Source organism: Bacteroidota bacterium (assembly GCA_013696965.1).
Classification (GTDB): Bacteria; Bacteroidota; Bacteroidia; order JACCXN01; family JACCXN01; genus JACCXN01.
On the sequence record JACCXN010000092.1, the window covers coordinates 1 to 2,420 of the forward strand.

General features: G+C 35.0%; 2 protein-coding genes. Both read left to right on the plus strand.

The window, feature by feature from the left end; all coding sequences use genetic code 11:
- On the plus strand, window positions 1-160 hold a 160-nt coding region (locus H0V01_14010), incomplete at its 5' end, for a T9SS type A sorting domain-containing protein (GenBank protein MBA2584492.1).
- On the plus strand, window positions 161-2,002 hold the full coding sequence (locus H0V01_14015) for a T9SS type A sorting domain-containing protein (GenBank protein ID MBA2584493.1): 1,842 nt from the start codon (window positions 161-163) through the stop codon (window positions 2,000-2,002). It begins immediately after the preceding gene.
- Window positions 2,003-2,420: the final 418 nt, after the last annotated feature.

Consider the following 2,420-nt stretch of genomic DNA (forward strand, 5'->3'; position numbering starts at 1 on the left):
GATAATTTATGACATTTACGGTAAGGTAATAAAGGAAAAAGCAGTAACAGGCAATAATATTGTTATTGATCTTTCCGATTTGCCTTCCGGAGTTTATTATTGCATGTTAATTGATGGAAACAGAGTAATTGGAAGAGAAAAAATGTTAATTTCAAAATAAATGAAAAAATTTAGCTTGCTAATTTTAATGTTTTTAATTCTAAACAACCTGTGCTCAAAAGCACAGGTTGTTTATTTTAATAATCAATATGATTACGGGCAGCCATTTAACGGATATCCTACTGCAACATTTGAAAGTTTCCAGTCAGTAATTTCTACTATAGACAAAGGATACCTGGCTGTTGGTTTTAGCTCTTTATTCATTGAAGTTAATGGATCTTTTGATTATATAGGCCCTAAGTTATATGTCAATAAAACAGATTCTCTTGGCCACACGATATGGGATAAAATATACAACATTGAAGACAGCATAGAGAATTTTGGAAATAGTGTGCTTGGATTAGAGGATGGGACGTTTGTAATTGCAGGTCAAAAAATTGACAAAGAAATATCAGGTACTAGAATTAACCGGGACTGTTATGTAATAAAAATTAATGCAGTGGGAGATACCCTCTGGACAAAAAAGTATGCTTTGGGACAAGGAGTTTCAAGTAATCCTGATTTTGAATCATTTAGGAAAATAATTAAAACAAATGATAACGGTTTTGTAGTGATGGGTTATTCTTCTCATTTTCTTGGTAATAAATGGAAAACATACCTTATTAAAATTGACAGTATCGGAAATAAGGAATGGGAAAAAATTTATAATTCCAGATCTGAGAATGAATGTGCATGGAATATGATTGAAATTGGCGATGGATATTTAATGACTGGTTTTACCGACAACACTTCCGATAACATAAGAAGATGGTATATTCTAAAAATAGACAGTATTGGCAATGTAATCTGGGAAAAAATTTATGGAGGAAATCATTATAATGTAGCTGGTGGCATTACATCAACCAAAGATGGTTGTTACATAATTTCGGGAGGCCATTATATTTCTTCTACAAATAATCAAGGTTGGTTAGTGAAAATTGATCAGGAAGGAACCATGCTTTGGGAGAAAAAGTTTGGTGGATTTTATGAAGATGAATTAAACAGTCCTGTTGAAATGGAAGATGGCTGTATTGTTGTAGTTGGTTCTAGTAAGAGTTTTGGCACACAGTTAAATAATTCTGATGGATGGATAATTAAAACCGATCCCAATGGAAACCTTTTATGGGAAAGGGTTTATGGATTAGATAACGGTTATTCGGATTATTTATATGACATAAAGTCTACAGATGATGGAGGTTTTATTGCCTGCGGCCAAACTAGGAATAACCTGGATAGTACTTACCAAAACGCTTGGTTAATAAAGGCCGATTGTTTTGGATGCGACAGCCTTTTGTGTTATTATGAAGATACCATTTGTTATTATTACGATTGCAGCCAATATCCCATAGATGCTTTTTTTACTTCAAGTGCCGATACTATAGACCTTGCTTTTGAGAGCAGCATTGTTTTTTCTAATAATTCCTCAAATACCACAGCAAGGCATTGGGATTTCGGGGATGGTACAAAAGCCTATACAAACAGCACAAAAACGCATACCTATACGCAGGAGGGTACCTATATAGTATCATTAAAAGTACATCATGCTGTCTGTTACGAAACATTCAGCAAGGAAATAACAGTAATGAACTCAACAGGTTTAAATGGGTTAAAAGTTGATGGTTTTAAATTTAAAATTGTTCCTAATCCTGCTTCAAGTTATGCTACAGTTAAAATTGAAGGAGAAATTAAGGAAAATAGCAAATTGTTAGTTTATAATATTCATGGGAAAGTAGTAAAAGAGAATATTGTATCATCCCAAAATAGCATTATTGATTTGTCAGAAACTGCTCCTGGAATTTATTACTGTGTATTATTTAATGGTCAAGCAATTCTGTGCAGGGAGAAATTAGTAGTAGTAAGGTGATATTGAGGTGTTTCAGGATTAAGAAACAGTAAAATTATCTAGCACAAAAAGCAGGAATTTGGGAGGGAGAAAATAGCTCTTTGACTTTTGCCAAAGTGTGGTGGCTAGTGTGTTTGAGGCAAAAGGCAATGTGCTATTTTGTGGGCTTGGGATTTCATTTTTTTAGTGCGTGGGGGAAAGAAAACAAAGCACGAAGCGATGGCCTGCTCCAGGTGTTGTAAGTTTGCAGAAAAGTTGCTCAATGAAAAAAGCTGACTGTCCCGTCTGTCGCACCGCCCCGCAATGCTTACGGCTAACGTTTTTTGCATATAAGCAGGTGGCGATTGCAGCACCGAACCAAAAACCGTGAGCAGCAAAGTTAATAGAAATTCCAGGCTTTGCAATAGAGCACCAAGACCGCCACTTGCTTATATGCAAT